Here is a 14,895-nt window from a genome sequence, read left to right as displayed (position 1 = left end):
CACCCAACCCTTCGAGGTATCCCATGTCTTCGGCCACCCCACCGACAGGGACCGGGGCGTTAGCCAAACGCGAAGCGCGTCTGGCCTGGACGCTGCTGGCTCCGACCATCATCAGTGTGTCGCTGGTTGTGATCCTGCCATTGCTGGCGATCTTCTGGATCAGCTTCAAACCCTTCAACCTGTCCGACCTGCGCCCGCCTGCACCTGTGGTGCGTGAAAGCCTGCGCGGATCCGGCGACGATCTGCGGATCGAGTACCGGCTTCGGAACTCCAGTCAGGACATCGCCGTTACCGGTGTCACCCTGACCGACGTATTGCCTGACGGCGTTACTGCGCAAGAGGTGACAAGCCCTTGCATACTGGACGGGCAAAACCTGTTCTGCGATTTCGGCGACCTGGAAGGTGGCCAACGCGAGCGCATCCGTATCCCCGTTTCTGTAGACGGAGAACCGGATGAATTCGAAGACTTGATCGAAGGGTCTGAACCGGATTTGACCGGCAGTGGCCCCAGTGTGCTTACGAACTTTGAATTTAGCCTTGAAAACTACGCTCGCGTCTTCGACGGGGACGAGTTTTGGGGCGTGCTTTGGGTTACGCTATTCTACACGGTGTTTGGCACGATCGGAGCTCTGTTGATGGGCCTGTTCGCAGCCTTGCTGTTGAACAAAAGCTTCAGGGGGCAAGGTTTCATACGGGGCCTCTACCTGTTCCCCTATGTGGCCCCGGTGATCGCTGTCGCCTTCACATGGGTTACCCTGTTCGATCCATTCTCGGGCTCGGCCAACGCGCTGTTGGTTCAGATGGGCCTGAGCAGCGAACCGATCAATTTCTTTGGTGAACGCCCCTTGGCATTGATCATGGTGACGGTGTTCGAGATCTGGCGCTACTTCCCGCTGTCCTTCCTGTTCATTTTGGCGCGGATGCAATCCATCGACTCCAGCATGTATGAAGCAGCGGATATGGATGGGGCCTCTCCCTTCCAGAAATTCTGGCTGCTGAGCATCCCGCAATTGTTGGGCATCCTGTCGGTGCTGTTCCTGCTGCGCTTCATTTGGACGTTCAACAAGTTTGACGACATCTTCCTGCTGACCGGGGGCAACGCGGGCACCCGTACTCTGACCGTGAATGTCTATGAACAGGCCTTTGCGATTTCCAACATCGGTGCAGGCGCGGCTGTCGCGGTCGTGATCCTGATGTGCCTGATCGCATTCAGCTTCGTCTTCTTCCGCTTCATCAGCCGTGAGGAGGGTCTATGATGCGCAAAGGGTATATTACCGCCCCGCTTTTGGGTGCACTCTGGCTTGTGGTCATCGCGACTTCGGTTGCCATCACCATGTCATTCTCAACCGGCGCGGCATTCAGGCCGCAGGTCCTGCTCTGCCTGATTTGGGGGGCAGTCGCCGGTCTAGTCTATGTCCGCTTCCCGGCGCAACACGCGCCGGCCCGTCTGGGCATTTCCGCGCTAATGGGTCTGTCTTGTCTGACCAGTATCGGCCCGGTTTTAATCGGTGCAGACACATCCTTGCAGGCGATGTTGGTGACCGTGATCGCAATTGCGGTTGTCATGCATCTGTCCATGGCCGCAATCCTGAATGAGACGCCATTCGGAGAGCTGACCCGCCATGAATACGAAGAGGCCGTGATCCGGTTCTGCACCGGCTTTGGCTATATCTTCTTCACCGCGATTGTGATCATCCCGTTCTATGTGATGGTAATGACCAGCCTTAAGTCGCAGCAAGCCCTGTTGCAGAATCCTCTGGATTTCTCGGTCGACCTGTCTCAAGGCTTCGAGCTGTTCCGCAGCTATACCGAGCTGTTCCGGGATTTCAATTTCGGTACTTATCTTTGGACCTCGCTTTATGTCTCGGTCCTGACGGTGTTCATCACCCTGCTGTTCAGCGTGCCCGGTGCCTATGCTGTAGCGCGGTTCCGGTTCAAAGGGCAAAAGGCGTTCTCGCGCTCGATCCTGTTGATCTACATGGTGCCGATGATCGTTCTGGCGCTGCCGATCTATATCGCGTTTTCGCTGACCGGGCTGCGCAACTCGATCCTAGGCATTGTGATGATCTACCCGGTCACAACGATCCCGGTCGCGCTGTATATGCTGCAAGGTTACTTCCGCGGACTGCCGACTGAGGTGGAAGAGGCTGGCCTGATGGATGGTCTGTCGCGTATTTCGGTGATCTGGAAGATCACTCTGCCGCTCAGCCTGCCTGCACTGGCCTCCGTGTCGCTCTATGTCTTCATGATCGCCTGGAACGAGTTCCTGCTGGCCTTCATGCTGCTGGACGACCCATCGAAATTCACCCTGACCCGAGGTGTGACGATGCTGAACTCCTCGGAAATCCCCAGACAACACCTGATGGCTGGTGCGGTGATTGCCACTGTTCCAATCATGGCGCTGTTCCTGGGGCTTGAACGTTTCATGACCAAGGGCCTGACTGCAGGGTCCGTCAAAGGATGACCAAGATGAACCAACATACAAACCCTGACCGCGAGGCGCGCAACATACTCGTTGCAAACGATCGCGGCGGATACACCATCCCAACTGAAGGGCTGTACCCCTATCAGTGGAATTGGGACAGCGCGATTGCAGCGCTTGGCTTTGCCGAGTTCGACATTGACCGGGCCTGGACCGAGATCGAAACGCTGTTCACAGGCCAATGGGACGACGGCATGGTGCCCCATATTCTGTTTCACAAACAGGATGACGGATATTTTCCTGGTCCTGATGTCTGGGGAGGCCACGGGCCGATCCCGTCCTCGGGCATCATCCAACCCCCTGTAGCTGCGACCGTCGCGCGCAAGATTTGGGAACAGGACGGCGAGGCTGGCGAGGATCGAATTCGCGCACTGTTCCCGGCTTTGCTGGCTTGGCATCGATGGATCATGAAATGGCGGCTCGATGACCATGGCGCGGTCTGTACGACGCACCCTTGGGAAGCCGGGCGCGACAACGCTCCGGATTGGGACAAGGCAATGGAGGGTGTCGATCCCTCAGGCGTTGGGGAATACCAGCGTCGGGACACAAGCCATGTCAACAGCGCCGACCGGCCGACCAAATACGACTACGATCGCTATATCAAACTGGTTCAGATCGGTCGTCAGGTGAACTGGGATCAACAGAAGTTGCTGGGCCTGAACCCCTTCCGGGTTGCGGATCCCACCATGACTTTCATCGCCTTGCGCGCCGCGCGTGATCTGCTGGTGATCAGTGAAAACCTTGGTATCGCTGCAGACAGGCTTAGCGAAGATATTCAAAAGCTTGACGCCGGTGCCAGATCCTTGTGGAACGAAGCGCTGAATTCATTCGATGCGCGCGACGCGCGGACAGGCGAATGGGCAGAGAGCGTGTCAAACGCATCATATCTTTGCTGGTATGCCGGCCTCGACTCGCAGCCCATGCTTGAAAGGTTGCAGGCGATACTTGAGAACGTGCCGTATCCGGTTCCCAGCTATGACCCTTCGATGCCCAAATTCGACCAGCGCAGGTACTGGCGAGGGCCCACATGGGGGTTCATGAACATGCTGATCGGGTTCGGGTTGGCTGATATGGGGCACCTGCCCGAAGCCGAAGCGTTACGTCAAAAAACAGCGCAATTGATCGCAACGAACGGCTTTGCGGAATACTACGATCCGCTTTCCGGCGGCCCCGCCGGCGGCAATTCATTCACCTGGACTGCAGCTGTATGGCTGCACTGGGCAGGGAGGAAATAATGGGTAGCATTGAACTGAAATCAGTCGAAAAGTGGTTCGGCTCGGCGCAGGTTATCAAAGGCGTTGACCTCAAGATCGAAGAAGGAGAGTTCATCGTCTTTGTGGGCCCTTCAGGCTGCGGTAAGTCCACGCTGCTGCGTATGATCGGCGGGCTTGAGGATATTTCGCGCGGATCGCTTTTGATCAATGACAACGACGTCACGGATCATCCGCCTTCCAAACGCGGCCTAACAATGGTGTTCCAGTCCTATGCGCTGTATCCGCACCTGACAGTTGCCGAAAACATGGGCTTCTCGCTTAAAGTGGCCGGTGTTCCGAAGGCTGAGATCGCCGAGCAGGTCAACACGGCCGCCGAGGTCCTGAAACTTGGGCCGTTCCTTGAACGTCGCCCCAAAGATCTGTCAGGTGGTCAGCGTCAGCGCGTTGCCATCGGCCGCTCCATCGTACGTGACCCAACGGCGTTTCTGTTCGACGAACCACTTTCGAACCTCGATGCTGCGCTTCGGGTCGAGATGCGCTACGAAATCGCCAAGCTTCACCAGAATCTGAAGCGCACTATGATCTACGTGACGCACGATCAGGTCGAAGCGATGACATTGGCTGATCGCATCGTGGTGCTGGAATACGGTAAGATCGCCCAAGTTGGCACGCCACGAGAGTTGTACGAACGCCCGGCCAATCTGTTTGTGGCCCAGTTCATCGGTAGCCCGAAAATGAATATCCTGCCATGCACGACCCAAGGCAGCAGCTACTCACTTGAACACGGCAGAGGCGGAGACTTCGCCCGATCAGGCAATGCAACCAAGCTTGGAATTCGTCCTGAACACATACAGGTCGTCGCGGCCGGAGACGGGCAAAGCGATGGCATCATTGAGGTGATTGAGTATCTGGGCGCTGACACCTTCCTGATCGTTGATTGTGGCGTCGAAGACAAAGTGACGATACGTCTGAATGGAGATACAGACCTGACACCTGGTGAGAAGATCGGTTTGCAGTTCCCGACTGACAATCTCCATTTCTTTGATGAAAACGGGCAGGCGTTGATAGGAAACTAAGCCCAATCCCGGGCTCGCGCCGATTTTCAGTACGGCGTAAGAGCCGCGATAGTATCAAAAGAAAAAGCCCCCACCTTATCGGCGGGGGCTTAATTTATGCTTGAAGCAAGCTGCGATCAGCGGCAGTTCAGCGGAACAGCAAAACCCGAGCTGCGCTCGGATGAACCTTTGCGGAACACATCGCCTGCAGGCAGACATCCGGTAAAGCGTTCGGTCTGCTCGCCAAACGCCGACCCGATCGATGTGTCAACCTTGGTCGAATTGTTTTCGGTGCGAAGTACGCCGTACAACTGACCGTTCACCCCAACCGTGCTTAGGTACAGGTTGGTGTCGCTACCTGAGAGCGGCACCGCATTGGCATCCGTGCGACCGCCACTATCGATCGCAACACCCGCCAGCTTGTCAGCGCCAGCTTTGTCCGAGGTGACCTGAATCGTCGGAAGTTTAGCCAATTCGGCAGGAATGTTGGTTTCTGGCGGCAGGAAGGCGACAGCACCTTTGACGTCGGACACTGTACGCGGTTCACCATCGATCCCGGTGAAACCAACACCTTCGCGGTTAAACGGGTCTTCGCAGGCTGACAACGTCAGAACAGCAAGAGCAGGCAATAAGATTTTTTTCATGGCGGTCAACATTTTGGAAAGGTTACCTCAAGCGTAGCGGCAGGCTGCTCGAAAAAGCAAGATGGCCGGGCTTAGAAGGGTCCAAAGGCTGATGCGCCCGTGCAACGCCCGCGATAGGCGAGTTGCATGGCCACTTATGACATTATGGGCGAACTACTTCGGGCAACAAAAAAGGACCCTGCGCCAGCAGAGCCCTCTTAAACGTTCTTTCCAAAAGGCAGATTACTTGATCTTGCCTTCTTTGTACTCGACATGTTTCCGAGCGACCGGGTCGTATTTACGAATGGTCATTTTCTCGGTCATGGTGCGTGCATTCTTCTTGGTCACGTAGAAGTGGCCCGTGCCCGCGGTCGAGTTCAGACGGATCTTGATTGTCGTCGGCTTCGCCATGGTTATCTCCTGCGTCCGAAAAGGCAGGGGCCTTTCGGTTGAATTCATATGAGCGTGCGCTTTTAACCGCTCATGCGCCCAAGTCAACCGGATTCGCCGCGTCTGGGTACAATTCCTGACATGGTTTCAAGAGCAGACGATTTGGTGCGCTCACGATTCTGTGATAGGGTCGCCCAACCTTCGAACCCCGCTTCGCGGATAGAGGTAATATCAGGTCGGATAAGAATTCCGGCAGCCAACACCACTCACACTAATAGATACGCCCGGTTGACCACCATTCCGGGATTTTCCGATTTGCGCGCAATCATGCACGCAGCCCGGCCACGGGGGCGGCCGGTCTAAAGGCTCCTGATGAACTAAAACCAAGGGAGATCAATATGCCTGTTTTCATCACTTACGCGTCTTATTCGCAAGATGGGGTCAAAGGAATGTTGGCGAAGCCAGAAGATCGCACCGGGCCCGTCAAGGCCTTGCTTGAGAAAGCAGGCGGCAAACTGATCTCTTTTTACATTACCACCGGAGGCAACGATGTCGTCGTTATCAGCGAACTGCCTGAAGGCAGCGATGCTGTGGCGATTGGCATGGCCGTCGTGGGTACGGGTGCTGTTGCAAGGATCGAGACCGTTCGTGCATGGTCCGCCCAGGAGTTTGTTGCCGTCGCCGAGAAGGCGGCCGCCCTCGGTGGCACATACACACCGCCGGGTGGGTAACAGGATATGCGCGGAGGGCCTGTAAGCCGGATCCTGTTCCAGGGTTTCCCCCTTCGATGACCATTCCTCTAGGCCGTGCATTGCTGCGCGGCTCAAGCTGCCAACCCGGTCCCTCTCGGCCAAGGCGAGCCTAGCGGCGGTATCGGTTTGCACCGACCGGCCCGCGCGGGGACCCTATTCGGCATTGCTCCCGGTGGGGCTTGCCGTGCCGCCACTGTTGCCAGCGGCGCGGTGGGCTCTTACCCCACCGTTTCACCCTTGCCACACGTGTGTGGCGGTCTGATTTCTGTGGCGCTTTCCGTCGGGTTTCCCCGCCCGGGCGTTACCCGGCACCGTTGCCTTGTGGAGTCCGGACTTTCCTCTCGGGCCTTACGACCCCAGCGGCCATCCGGCCCTCCGCGCGAGGGCTGGGTATGCGTTGGATCAGGCGACGTCAAGGGTGGAGAGGGTTCGGAAGGGGCCAACCCCTTCTTGGCCTGCGGCCAATTCATCCCCGGGATATTTTTGGCCAGATGAAGAGGATCAGGTTGGTAAATTGTGCGCGCTGAGCGCTTTGAGATCGTCAGTGTGTAGGGGCCCGTTGCCCCACGGGCGATAGCGCAAGCGGACGGCGGCGAGGAGCGCTGCCTCGTCCGCCTGCGCTGTGTAGCCGCGGGATTTGGCAAGGGTCCGCAGTGTCGTGTTTGTCGGTGCTTTGGTTCCACGTCTCGCAGCGAGGTTCTGGTGTTCGAGTCTTTGCCAATCAAACCGCAGGCCAGGGTCGGACTTACGACCCGGGGCCATATCGGAATGGCCAATCACACCTTCAGCGGGGATGCTCCAGCGTCCCATTATCTGCCGCAGCAGCAATTCGAGCACTCTCATTTGCGGCTCCGCGAACGGGTGGTCACCTCGATTGTCCAGTTCGATGCCGATTGAGCGGGAATTGATATCTGTTTGCCCATGCCACTCCCCTGCCCCGGCATGCCAAGCGCGGTCGTCCTCACTGACAAGCTGCCAGAGTGTGCCATCGCCGCCAATAAGGTAGTGGGCAGAGACTTCGGGACCGGGATCGCAGAGGCGTTCAAGCGCGGCTGAGGCGCTCTCCATCGCGGTATAGTGCAATACGATCAGCGTAGGCTTCAGCCCATCCCTACGGGGGCCGAAATTGGGGGACGGATGCCGGATCGGCGAGAGGTCAGTTGTTGACGGCACTGCGGAACGGGCTGGGATCCCAGCCACAGGCATAGCCGTCGCCGTCCGGGTCCAGCCCCTTGCGATCACGCTGAGGGCCGCCGCTCGAAAGGAACTCGATCTGGGCCTGATCGGGTGAAGCGTATTGTGCGCAGTTGCGTTGTGCCTTGGCCTGCAGGTTAAACCCGGCCCGGCTGTAGAGCTGAGTACCGACGGGGTTCGAAGTGTTTAACGCATATTGCACGATGTTTGGTTGCCCGTCAGAGCCACGCTCGGGCACGGCGGTGGGGGCGACGACCTCATAGGTCTGCCGATTCTGTTCGATACGGGCGGCGTCGGCGTCGATGCTGCGACGGTTCGAGACGGCCTCGAAATCCTGCTCGTCCGAAATACCGGTGTTGCTTGTCGAAGTCAGAGGCGCGACACGCGTCTCCTGATCGGAGGTATTCGCCAAGGCAATAGCCGTCTGGTTGGCGATGTCAGAGGCATCGCCTGTTGGTGCGCCACCAAGAGTTCCCTGCGCCGAGAGCGGTTGTTCCGAAATTGCCTCGGGTGGGGCAAGCGGATTGCCTGCCAGGCCCTGCCCGGCCAGTTCAGCCTCGCGCTGCGCCTGATATTCCGGCGTGTTGAAACCGGTCCCCGAAACCGGGGTAACGGTATCACAGGCCGCGATCAGCCCAATGGCTGGGATCAGAAGCAATTTGCGCATTCCGCTGCTCCGGTTCTTTGTTGCCGTGTCAGGTCTGAGGATTACCACCATTTCCCAGGCTTGGCCACAAACCTCGCTGCGCTTTCCAGCGCATAGGCAGTGTTGAGCAGATCACCTTCGTCCCAGGGGCGACCAATCAGTTGCAGACCCAGAGGCAAGCCCTGTTTGTCCAGACCAGCAGGCACTGAGATACCGGGGAGACCAGCGAGGTTCACGGTCACGGTGAACACATCATTCAGGTACATCTGAACCGGATCAGCTTCGGTCATCTCACCCAAGCCGAACGAAGCCGACGGCGTTGCCGGGGTCAGGATCGCATCAACGCCTGCGGCAAAGACATCTTCGAAGTCCTTCTTGATCAGGGTCCGAACCTTGCGGGCGCGGTTGTAGTAGGCGTCATAGAAGCCCGCAGACAGCACATAGGTGCCGATCATCACGCGGCGCTGGACCTCGTGGCCGAAGCCCTCGGCACGGGTCTTTTCGTACATCTCGGTAATGCCATCACCCTGCGCCAGCTGCGCGCGGCGGCCATAGCGGACACCGTCATAGCGGGCGAGGTTTGACGAGGCTTCGGCCGGAGCAATCACGTAATAAGCAGGCAGCGCGTATTTGGTGTGCGGTAGCGAGATATCAACGATCTCGGCCCCTGCGTCTTTCAGCATGGCAGCGCCATCAGCCCAAAGCTTTTCGATCTCGGCAGGCATGCCTTCCATGCGGTATTCCTTGGGGATACCGATTTTCTTGCCCTTGATATCACCGGTCAGCATCGCCTCAAAATTTGGCACGGCCAGTTCGGCGCTCGTGGAATCCTTGGGGTCATGGCCACACATGGTTTCCAGCATGATTGCTGCGTCGCGTACGTTCTTGGTCATCGGACCGGCCTGATCCAGCGAAGACGCAAACGCCACGATACCCCAACGCGAGCAACGACCATAGGTTGGCTTAATGCCGGTTATGCCGACAAAGGCAGCCGGCTGGCGAATTGAGCCGCCGGTATCAGTGCCGGTGGCCGCCAGACACAGGTCAGCAGAGACAGCCGAGGCTGAGCCTCCGGACGAGCCACCGGGTGTCAGCTGCGCATCGTCATTGCCGCGCCGCCACGGGCTGACCGCATTACCGTAAACGGAGGTTTCGTTGGACGATCCCATGGCGAATTCGTCCATGTTCAGCTTGCCCAGCATCACGGCACCGGCATCAGCCAATTGCTGCGACACGGTGGATTCGTATTCGGGTTTGAAACCTTCCAGAATCTTCGACGCAGCCTGCGATGGCACGCCTTTGGTGCAGAACAGGTCCTTGATGCCGATCGGCAGGCCGCACATCGACGGCGCGTCACCGCCTTTGATCCGCTCATCCGCCGCCTTGGCGCGCTCCAACGCGATCTCGGGCGTCTTGTGGACAAACGCGTTGAGCGCGTCGGCGTCGTCAATCGCCTTGAGGCAAGCCTCGGTCAGTTCAACGGATGTGACATCTTTGGCACGCAGCGCGTCGCGGGCCTCGGCCAGGCCCAGTTTGTTCAGTTCGCTCATGACTTACTCCACAACTTTGGGAACAGCGAAGAACCCTTCGCGAGCATCGGGGGCGTTGGACAAAACCTTGTCCTGCTGGTTTCCATCGGTGACCACGTCCTGACGACGCTTCAGGCGCATCGGCTCAACCGAGACCATTGGCTCGACGCCGTCGACATCCACTTCGTTCAGTTGCTCGATAAACCCGAGGATATTGTTGAACTCGGACGCCAGCGCAGGCAGCGCGTCATCCTCGACCTTGATCCGGGCCAGTTTGGCCACCTTGGCGGCGGTGCTTTGGTCAATCGACATCGGAAACCCTCATCTACGTTAGGGGGCGTTTACCTGTCTGCCGCAGCACTCGCAAGAGCAGCGGACGGCAGACACAGCTTCAAACCAAAGATCGCGAGTTGCCATGCAAATTTGAATGCCTGATATGCAAATAAGTAAACTAATTAGTTCAGAATGGGTGTTGAATAACTGAACCGGACAGTTCACCTCAATATCGTGACGCAACGAAAAATCGGAGACACCTCATGAAAACCTTTTTTCCTGCCTTCATCTTGTCCGCTTTGATCCTGACCTCGCCTGCCCTGGCTCTGGGTATTGATATGAGCAACTTGACCCGAAACCTGAGCTTCCCCACGCCTGTTACGGAACCCGTAACCAAGGACCACACCCGGGTAGGCAAATAATCCTGACCCGAACACCGGATCGGCTTCCCCCTCCCGTTCCGGCGCTTTTTGCAATTGGCTGCTGCACCCAATCCAACAACCCGTTAGCATGGTCATGAAACTTACGCCGAACCAACCGTCAGGTGCCGTTCAGGCGAGCTAACGGAGCAGAGAATGAGCATACGCAAGCAGACCGTTCTGGACGCGATTGACGCAGCTAATGCGCAAGATCCCAATATTGAGGATGGCCAGCCGGTTGAGCTGCTCTATGGCCAACGCATGAGCGCAGAGCTGGATCGGCTGTTTCCCGACGCGTCGGACGCTTTGCAAATTTCCGCACGTGGCCAGCATGTGGAACGCTGGAAGCTGAAGCGCACCGAATACCCTGACGGACGCGCGGGATATCTGGCCTGGCGGAAGGCGCAAGGCGTCTATCATGCGGATGTTGTCCAGGGTTTCATGGAACTGGCCGAATACGGTGCGGACGACATCGAAGCAGTAGGTCAGATGCTGCGTAAGCAGGGAATCAAGCGCAACGCCGAGGTTCAGGCGCTTGAGGACGTGATCTGTTTCGTTTTCCTGAAATGGTACTTTGCACCTTTTGCTGCCAAGCATTCCGACGAAAAAGTTCAACGCATCGTCGAAAAAACAGCTTTGAAGATGTCGGCAGAAGGCCGCGCCCGCGTTCTGGAAGAGTTTGATCTGCCCGAGGCATTGGCTGCTGCGTTCAGGAATTAACCACCAGAATGACGCTTAGGCGATTCTGTTCAGTATCCTGACTCTCCGGCCGCCACTGTCCCGGTACGAGGGTTTCGGATCGCCCGTAGATAAACCTCGATCATCAAGCCCAGCATGATGGCGTTCAGGATATGCCACATGAAATGTGTTCCCATCGGCAGGTGCCCACATATCGGCTCATCCAGTGAGCGGAACGTGATCGAGGCGATCAGGATTCCTGCCCCGATGGCCAGTCCACGCGCCGTATCCGGTGCCCTCTGACGCAAAAGGACGGCGTAGATCAGGATCAACAGGGGAACCGGGGCGTAAGCTGCCGAGCCTCCAAGCCCAGGCACCAATTGAAATACAGGGATCGTCAACGCTGCATAGGGTAGGAATAGTGCCGTCAGCCCAGCCGCGAATAATGGCTTCATCCCCCAAATGTCGCGATTTACCGCATAGATGTAGACAAGAATGTACATCAATATGGGCGTAACATCTGCAATAGCGGCCCAAACCTGTGCATGGGTATGAAACAGATAGCTGCCAATGCCGATGATCGCGAGGATAACAACCAAAGCCATCGCCAAGGGCGCGCCCTGCCCGCGCACCCTGCGCCACATCACAAATGCCGCGATCAGAAACGCTGCATTGGTGACCGCGTTTATCGGTTCGGCCCAGTAAGCAGGCGAGAGCCGCTCACAATACCCATCAACATACTGCGTCCAATCCATGGATTTTTACATAGCCGATGCTAGGCTGACTCCAAGCAGAAAATTGGGAGGATTCTTCATGGAAATCATTTGGCTGGGACATGGCAGCTTTCGTATCGAAACCGCAGGCCAAGTTCTGCTGATCGATCCCTGGCTGACGGGAAACCCGTCGCTAACCGAAGATCAGCATGACGCAGCCGTTGCTGGTGCTACACATATCCTGTTGACCCATACCCACTTTGACCACGTCGTCGATGTGCTGCCGCTGGCCAAACAATTGAGTATTCCAGTGATCGGACAATACGACCTCATGGGATATTGGGCCGAAGCTGAAGGGATCGAAACTGTTGGTTTCAACAAAGGTGGCACTGTTGACCTGAATGGCGTGAAGGTTTCGATGGTCCCTGCCTCTCACAGTTCAACCTTCGCTACCCCGGATGGTCTACGTACGGGCGGGACTGAGGTCGGCTATATGATCGCATCCGAGGATCACATGCTCTACGTTTCAGGCGATACCGACATTATGGCGGATATGGAGTGGATGGGAAATTACTACAAACCCGATATCGGCATATTGTCGGCGGGCGGTCACTTTACCATGGATATGAAAGGCGCGGCCTACGCGGCCAAGCGGTATTTTGATTTCAAGACCGTGATCCCTTGCCACTACAAGACCTTTCCAATTCTGGAACAATCGGCTCAGGCTTTGGTCGACGGAATATCCGAAGTCGATGTAATCGAACCTGAGGTCATGCAGGCGATCTCTCTCTGATGCTCGCCTCGGATTTCAGCGCACAGGAATACGCTGACCGCATCAGCAAAACCCGCATCGCAATGGATCAGCAGGGCATCGAGACCTTGCTGATCACGGACCCATCGAACATGGCGTGGCTCACCGGTTATGACGGGTGGAGCTTTTACGTTCCGCAGATGGTAATCCTGCCTGCTAAAGGTTCACCTCTTTGGTGGGGTCGGACGCAGGACAAAGCAGGCGCGGCACAGACAACATGGCTAGACGCGTCCGATTTGCTGGATTGGCCAGAGGAGCATGTGCAGCATCCAGATCACCATCCGGTCGATTCTCTTGTGCTTGCACTACGCGAGCGCGGCTGGACCTCTGGGTTGGGCGCCGAGATGGATAACTATTACTACTCCGCCACCAGCCACCGTATTCTTGAACGCGCCTTTGGGTCCTTGATCGACGCCACTGGTCTGGTGAACTGGCAGCGTGCCGTCAAAAGCGACGCTGAGATTGGAATGATGCGAAATGCGGGTCGGTTGACCGCGCATATGCACGGCGTCCTGCGCGACGCGTTTCGTGAAGGCCTGCCCAAAAATCAGCTGGTTGCCAAAGTGCAAGCAGCAGGCATTGCAGGGCTTCCCGACCTCGCTGGGGACTACCCGGCGATCGTACCGATTGCGCCGTCGGGCCACGAAGCATCGGCCTCGCACATTACTTGGAATGACAGGCCTTTGGCTCGTGATGAGGCGACTTATTTTGAGATTTCTGGTTGTTATCGCCGGTATCACTGTCCAGCCAGTCGCAGCCTCTATCTCGGTGATCCGCCCGACGATATCCGCCGAGCTGAAGTCGCTGTTCTAACGGCCATCGAAGACACAATGACTGCAGCGCGACCCGGCACCACCTGCGAAGAAGTGGCGGCCTGTGTTTACGACAGCTTTGCCCGCGCTGGATACGTCAAAGCCAACCGCACCGGCTATCCGATCGGGCTCAGCTATCCACCCGACTGGGGCGAGCGCACGATGAGCCTGCGACCGGGTGACAAAACAGAGCTGCAGGAAAACATGACGTTTCATCTGATGCCCGGCCTGTGGACTCCGGACTGGGGGTTGGCAATCACCGAGAGCTTTGTGGTGACAAAGGATGGCGGCCAGCCTCTGGCCGGCATCCCACGCGAAATGGTGGTGAAACCCTTATGAACCAGCCGATCCGCCCTTCACCAGAATTGATCGCAGTTGTGCGACGGTGGAACGACGCGGTTCTTGGCAAGGACAGCGCGGCGCTGTTCAACATGCTGTCGACTTCAGAACATCTGCGATATCAGGGCTCGGCAGAAGGCGAGTTCTGGTCTGGCTCCTTGTTTCGCAAAGGTTTTCCCGATCACGTAGCCGAAATTCCCGAATTTGAATGGCAGGAACACAGTTTGGAGGCGTTTGAATGCGGCGCCATCGGCTGGGCCAATTGCGCAGCCACGTTGCACTTTGCCGGCAACCAGAGGGCGATGGTGCACCGCTTCACCTTTATCCTGCATCTGGAAGACGGCGTCTGGAAAATGGTGCACTGCCACGTGTCCAATCCAGTACCCAACTTTGAGAAAATGGGTGTCGAGCACAAAGCACTGGATGCTCTGGTCGCAGCCGCGCGTGAAGGGTTTCGTCAGGACCAGCGCGAGGGCATGGCTTCGGTCATGTTCACTGACATCGTCAACTCTTCGGCCATCGCTGAAAAGCTGGGTGACCGAGTGTGGACTGAAGCAATTCAAAAACACTTGGAATTGGCCCGCGAGGTCATCGAAGCGCAAAGTGGAACGCTGGTGAAATCGCTGGGGGATGGAACCATGTCCAGCTTCTCATCGGCACGGGCGGCGCTGATGGCTGCAGCCGAACTGCAGCGACGCAACGCAACAGAACAGAGCGAGCCGCCCCTGCGGATTCGTGTCGGAATACATACAGGGGATGTGATTCAAACCGATGACGATTTCTTTGGAACGGTGGTAAACAAGGCCGCGAGAGTTGCGGCATCCGCCGCACCGGGAGAAATCTGTTTATCTGATGCAACCCAACTTTTGGTAGATGGGCAAGATGAGTTAACCTTTGGCGAGCCAAGATCGGTTTCGTTGAAAGGTTTGCCCGGCAATCACACAGTCTACAGCCTGAAATGGTAG

General features: G+C 57.2%; 17 protein-coding genes and 1 other RNA gene. 10 read left to right on the top strand and 8 right to left on the bottom strand.

All coding sequences use genetic code 11. The features are described from left to right. Window positions 1-23 precede the first annotated feature (23 nt). From ACR0NN_RS14690 to ACR0NN_RS14675, 4 genes are read left to right on the top strand one after another with little or no spacing between them, the layout of a single operon-like run. Complete coding sequence (locus ACR0NN_RS14690) at window positions 24-1,256, top strand: carbohydrate ABC transporter permease (RefSeq protein WP_170723557.1); 1,233 nt, start codon at window positions 24-26, stop codon at window positions 1,254-1,256. Further along, window positions 1,256-2,464 (top strand): carbohydrate ABC transporter permease, encoded by a 1,209-nt coding sequence (locus ACR0NN_RS14685; protein WP_170723558.1) that lies wholly within the window; start codon window positions 1,256-1,258, stop codon window positions 2,462-2,464. The genes ACR0NN_RS14690 and ACR0NN_RS14685 overlap by 1 nt, the downstream gene beginning before the upstream one ends. Window positions 2,465-2,469: 5 nt before the next feature. After that, a complete protein-coding gene (locus ACR0NN_RS14680; RefSeq protein ID WP_480684953.1) occupies window positions 2,470-3,717 on the top strand; it encodes an MGH1-like glycoside hydrolase domain-containing protein in 1,248 nt (415 codons plus the stop codon). Further along, window positions 3,717-4,772, top strand: a complete 1,056-nt coding sequence (locus ACR0NN_RS14675; protein WP_170683296.1) for an ABC transporter ATP-binding protein — start codon at window positions 3,717-3,719, stop codon at window positions 4,770-4,772. Before ACR0NN_RS14680 ends, ACR0NN_RS14675 begins: the two co-directional genes overlap by 1 nt. A gap of 116 nt (window positions 4,773-4,888) precedes the next feature. Here the strand turns inward: ACR0NN_RS14675 and ACR0NN_RS14670 are convergent, their stop codons facing one another. After that, window positions 4,889-5,395, bottom strand: a complete 507-nt coding sequence (locus ACR0NN_RS14670; RefSeq protein WP_170683297.1) for a membrane lipoprotein lipid attachment site-containing protein — start codon at window positions 5,393-5,395, stop codon at window positions 4,889-4,891. 222 nt (window positions 5,396-5,617) lie between these two features. Beyond that, a complete protein-coding gene (gene rpmG / locus ACR0NN_RS14665) occupies window positions 5,618-5,785 on the bottom strand; it encodes a 50S ribosomal protein L33 (RefSeq protein ID WP_010441901.1) in 168 nt (55 codons plus the stop codon). Window positions 5,786-6,162: 377 nt separating this feature from the next. Here rpmG and ACR0NN_RS14660 point away from each other — a divergent pair, with 377 nt between their 5' ends. Next, a complete protein-coding gene (locus ACR0NN_RS14660) occupies window positions 6,163-6,495 on the top strand; it encodes a GYD domain-containing protein (RefSeq protein WP_170723560.1) in 333 nt (110 codons plus the stop codon). Between the two features lie 6 nt (window positions 6,496-6,501). On the opposite strand, the gene rnpB is transcribed toward ACR0NN_RS14660, so the two are convergent. From rnpB to gatC, 5 genes are all read right to left on the bottom strand, one after another. Next, window positions 6,502-6,895: RNase P RNA component class A (gene rnpB / locus ACR0NN_RS14655), an RNA gene on the bottom strand. Window positions 6,896-7,017: 122 nt separating this feature from the next. Then, entirely contained in the window at window positions 7,018-7,722 is a 705-nt protein-coding gene (locus ACR0NN_RS14650; RefSeq protein WP_170723561.1) for an N-acetylmuramoyl-L-alanine amidase, read from the bottom strand. Beyond that, window positions 7,673-8,377, bottom strand: coding sequence for a hypothetical protein (locus tag ACR0NN_RS14645; protein ID WP_170723562.1), 705 nt, complete (start codon window positions 8,375-8,377; stop codon window positions 7,673-7,675). The genes ACR0NN_RS14650 and ACR0NN_RS14645 overlap by 50 nt, the downstream gene beginning before the upstream one ends. Window positions 8,378-8,418: 41 nt before the next feature. Next, entirely contained in the window at window positions 8,419-9,906 is a 1,488-nt protein-coding gene (gene gatA / locus ACR0NN_RS14640; RefSeq protein WP_170723563.1) for an Asp-tRNA(Asn)/Glu-tRNA(Gln) amidotransferase subunit GatA, read from the bottom strand. Window positions 9,907-9,909: 3 nt separating this feature from the next. Beyond that, the gene (gene gatC, locus ACR0NN_RS14635; RefSeq protein ID WP_170683302.1) at window positions 9,910-10,197 is read right to left on the bottom strand and encodes an Asp-tRNA(Asn)/Glu-tRNA(Gln) amidotransferase subunit GatC; all 288 of its coding nucleotides are present in this window, start codon (window positions 10,195-10,197) and stop codon (window positions 9,910-9,912) included. Between the two features lie 224 nt (window positions 10,198-10,421). Here gatC and ACR0NN_RS14630 point away from each other — a divergent pair, with 224 nt between their 5' ends. Then, complete coding sequence (locus tag ACR0NN_RS14630) at window positions 10,422-10,580, top strand: hypothetical protein (RefSeq protein ID WP_170723564.1); 159 nt, start codon at window positions 10,422-10,424, stop codon at window positions 10,578-10,580. Between the two features lie 153 nt (window positions 10,581-10,733). Then, window positions 10,734-11,297 carry a DUF4202 domain-containing protein gene (locus ACR0NN_RS14625; RefSeq protein WP_170723565.1) on the top strand — a complete coding sequence of 188 codons (564 nt, stop codon included), beginning with the start codon at window positions 10,734-10,736 and terminating at the stop codon, window positions 11,295-11,297. 29 nt (window positions 11,298-11,326) lie between these two features. Here the strand turns inward: ACR0NN_RS14625 and ACR0NN_RS14620 are convergent, their stop codons facing one another. After that, window positions 11,327-12,010, bottom strand: a complete 684-nt coding sequence (locus tag ACR0NN_RS14620; RefSeq protein WP_170723566.1) for a ceramidase domain-containing protein — start codon at window positions 12,008-12,010, stop codon at window positions 11,327-11,329. 58 nt (window positions 12,011-12,068) lie between these two features. Between ACR0NN_RS14620 and ACR0NN_RS14615 the strand changes: the two genes are divergently transcribed. Genes ACR0NN_RS14615 through ACR0NN_RS14605 form a run of 3 tightly spaced genes read left to right on the top strand, consistent with a single transcriptional unit; the run spans window position 12,069 to window position 14,895 of the window. After that, on the top strand, window positions 12,069-12,761 hold the full coding sequence (locus tag ACR0NN_RS14615) for a metal-dependent hydrolase (protein WP_170723567.1): 693 nt from the start codon (window positions 12,069-12,071) through the stop codon (window positions 12,759-12,761). Next, window positions 12,761-13,930, top strand: coding sequence for a M24 family metallopeptidase (locus ACR0NN_RS14610; RefSeq protein ID WP_170723568.1), 1,170 nt, complete (start codon window positions 12,761-12,763; stop codon window positions 13,928-13,930). Before ACR0NN_RS14615 ends, ACR0NN_RS14610 begins: the two co-directional genes overlap by 1 nt. Further along, entirely contained in the window at window positions 13,927-14,895 is a 969-nt protein-coding gene (locus tag ACR0NN_RS14605) for an adenylate/guanylate cyclase domain-containing protein (RefSeq protein WP_170723569.1), read from the top strand. The genes ACR0NN_RS14610 and ACR0NN_RS14605 overlap by 4 nt, the downstream gene beginning before the upstream one ends.

It is taken from the genome of Ruegeria sp. BA2 (assembly GCF_056539605.1).
Note: the sequence above shows the minus strand (reverse complement) of the source record. Positions and strands in the feature narration are given on the sequence as shown.